The organism is Hymenobacter agri (genome assembly GCF_054778495.1).
Map to the genome: position 1 here is coordinate 1 of NZ_BAAGZM010000473.1, position 3443 is coordinate 3443.

The following is a 3443-nucleotide window of genomic DNA, read 5'->3' on the forward strand; positions in this document are numbered from 1 at the left end:
GTGCGCGGCGCGGCGGGCGCCCGGTTCAGCCCCGGCGCGGGGCACTGGGCCTTCAGCATGGGCCCGGTGGCCGAGTTGGGTCTGGTATCGCTGAACGCACATCCGGTGCAGAACTACTTCGCCCAGAGCCACCCCTACAGCGTAGGCTTGGAGGCCGCGGTGGAGTTCGGCAGGTAGAATCAACAGGCGGAGTACCGCGAAATTTTATTTCGCCAACGAGCGCAGCGAAGTTCTACCGCGTGCGGACGTTCACACTGGCGTTGCTCGTCGGCGAAATGAAATTTCGCGGTACTCCGCCTTTTCCGTTTTCCGCGAAACCCATTGCGCGCCGATTGGGTTAAGGTAGGCTGACCAATTCGGCCTACCTTTCGCGTTGCATGAAGTACCAACTGACCTCTGAATTCAAGCCCACCGGCGACCAACCCACCGCCATTGCTAAGCTCGTGGAGGGTGTGAACAACGGCGAGCCGGCCCAGGTGCTGCTGGGTGCCACCGGCACCGGCAAAACCTTCACCATGGCCAATGTGATTGCCGAAACCGGCAAGCCGGCCCTGGTGCTGTGCCACAACAAAACGCTGGCTGCCCAGCTCTATGGCGAGTTTAAGGCGTTCTTCCCGAACAACGCGGTCGAGTATTACATCAGCTACTACGATTACTACCAGCCTGAAGCTTACATCGCCAGCACCGATGTATTCATCGAGAAAGACCTGGCCATCAACCAGGAAATCGAGAAGCTGCGGCTGCACACCACCTCCACGCTGCTCAGCGGGCGGCGCGACGTGATTGTGGTGGCCTCGGTGTCGTGCATCTACGGTATCGGCAACCCCGAGGAGTTTGCCAAAAACGTCATTTTCCTGAAGCCGGGCATGCGCTACACGCGCAATAACCTGCTCTATCAGTTCGTGCAGATTCTGTACTCGCGCACCGAGGTGGAGTTCACGCGCGGCTCGTTCCGGGTGAAGGGCGACACGGTGGACGTGTTTCCGGCCTACGCCGACTACGCCATTCGCATCTACTTCTTCGGCGATGAGATTGAGAGCGTGCACAAGATTGACCCGGTAAGCGGTAAGAAGTTGAGCGACGAGGCCCACGGCATCGCGCTGTACCCGGCCAACCTGTTCGTAACCGGCAAGGAAACCCTGAACTCGGCCATTAAGCAGATTCAGGACGACATGGTGCAGCAGCACGCCTACTTCGAGAAGGAAGGCCGCGACGCCGAAGCCAAGCGCATTATGGAGCGCACCGAGTTCGACCTGGAGATGATTCGGGAGCTGGGCTACTGCTCGGGCATCGAGAACTACTCGCGCTACTTCGACGGCCGCTCGCCAGGCTCGCGCCCCTTCTGTCTGCTCGACTACTTCCCCGACGACTACCTGCTGGTGGTGGATGAAAGCCACGCCACCATGCCCCAAATCCGGGCCATGTGGGGCGGCGACCGCAGCCGCAAAACCGCGCTGATTGAGTACGGCTTCCGCTTACCCTCGGCGCTGGACAACCGGCCGCTGACCTTCAACGAGTTCGAGAGCATGTACCGGCAGGCGGTATTCGTATCGGCCACGCCGGCCGACTATGAGCTGGCCCAGGCCGACGGCGTGGTAGTGGAGCAAATCATCCGCCCCACCGGCCTGCTCGACCCCGAAATTGACCTGCGCCCCAGCATCAACCAGATTGATGACCTGCTCGACGAAGTAGACAACCGCGTGAAGCAGGGCGACCGCGTGCTCGTAACCACTCTCACCAAGCGCATGGCCGAGGAGTTGAGCAAGTATATGGACCGCCTGGGCATCAAGGTCGAATACGTGCACTCCGACGTGAAAACGCTGGACCGCGTGGAGATTCTGCGCAAGCTGCGGCTGGGCGAAATCGACGTGCTGATTGGCGTGAACCTGCTGCGCGAAGGCCTCGACCTGCCGGAAGTGAGCTTGGTGGCTATTCTGGATGCCGATAAGGAAGGCTTCCTGCGCGACCAGCGCAGCCTGATTCAGACCATGGGCCGGGCGGCGCGGAATGACCGTGGCAAGGTCATCATGTACGCCGACCGCATGACGGGCTCGATGCAGCGCGCCATCGATGAAACCAACCGTCGCCGCGCCACTCAGATGGCCTACAACGAGGAACACGGCATCACGCCGCGCACCGTGCGCAAGTCGCGCGAGGCCATCATGGGCCAGACCGACCTGGCCGACTACCGCATCGTGGAAACGACCGGCTACGCCAACCCCGAAGCCGACGGCGTGGCCCTGGCTATGGCCGCCGAGCCCGTGGTGGCCATGATGAACAAGGCCGAGCTCGAAAAGCTCATCAAAACCACCGAGAAGCAGATGGAAGCCGCCGCCAAGGACCTCGACTTCCTAACGGCCGCCAAGCTGCGCGACGAGCTGGCCGCACTAAAAAGCATGCTGAAAAACAAGCGCGACTAATGCGGGCGGCATCAGAGCCAGGCGCCTTGATATTGTATGAAAAGTAAAACGGAAGGCGGACTATATTCGCCTTCCGTTTTACTTTTTCTGCTTAAAAACCCATGTCATTCACATTCACCAAATCGTTGCTGGTAGCGGGCTTGCTGGCCAGCGGCGCGGCCTTCACACCGGCCAAAGCGCAGGCCGGTGGCAACTACACATACCAATTGGTTACGACCATCGAATCGGTGGTGCCGGGCGGTTTCGGCCGGTCCAAGGTTTCGTACACGCCGGCTTTCAAGGGCATCAAAGAAGCTCCGATGGAAAACCTGTTCAGCCTCACCGGCCTGAACATGGCCAACCTCCAGAAAAACGAGGAAACCATCGTGGCCCTCACCCAGCAAATGGCGGGCGAAGGCTACGAACTGGTGCAGGCGCTGCCGCTCACATCGTCCATTCAGGGCAGCGGCATTTTTATGACGCGCTACATTTTCCGTAAGGCGAAGTAGTCTGTAGCGTTTCGCTGAAATGAGAAGACCTCCGGGAAAATATTTCCGGAGGTCTTTTTCATGAATTGGGGCACTACGGCTGGCGGTAGAGCACGCCGCCTTTCATCACCAGGCGTACCTGGCGCACGGCGGCCACGTCCTGCGTAGGGTCGCCGGCCACGGCTACGAGGTCGGCCAGTAGGCCGGGGGCCAGGCGGCCCCGGTCGACGAGGTGGAAGATGCTGGCATTGCCACTGGTGGCCTGCTGCAGCACCTGCACGGGCGTGAGGCCGTAGTCGCGCACGAGCTGCTCCATTTCGCGGGCATTGTCGCCGTGCGCGAATACGCCCACGTCGCCACCCATGGCCAGTGTCACGCCGGCTTTGAGGGCGGCAGCCACGCTCATGTGCTTTTGCTGAATGCGGGCGGGCAGTGGGTCGGTGCCCTTGCGCCAGCCGCGGTACTGGGCGGTAGCGTCGCCGGCGGCCACGGTGGGGCAAAGGGCTACGCCACGCTTGCGCATCAACTCGAAGATTTCCGGCGTGCCGCCGTCGCC

The 3443-nt window shown here is 61.2% G+C and carries 3 protein-coding genes; 2 read left to right on the forward strand and 1 reads right to left on the reverse strand.

From position 1 onward, the window contains the following. Positions 1 to 377: 377 nt before the first annotated feature. Positions 378 to 2420, forward strand: coding sequence for an excinuclease ABC subunit UvrB (gene uvrB / locus ACYVDE_RS17825; RefSeq protein ID WP_460502902.1), 2043 nt, complete (start codon positions 378 to 380; stop codon positions 2418 to 2420). A 101-nt stretch (positions 2421 to 2521) separates the two neighbouring features. After that, entirely contained in the window at positions 2522 to 2908 is a 387-nt protein-coding gene (locus ACYVDE_RS17830; RefSeq protein ID WP_460502903.1) for a hypothetical protein, read from the forward strand. Positions 2909 to 2981: 73 nt separating this feature from the next. Here the strand turns inward: ACYVDE_RS17830 and ACYVDE_RS17835 are convergent. Then, the coding region (locus ACYVDE_RS17835) for an amidohydrolase family protein (RefSeq protein WP_460502904.1) at positions 2982 to 3443 on the reverse strand (462 nt) is incomplete at its 5' end.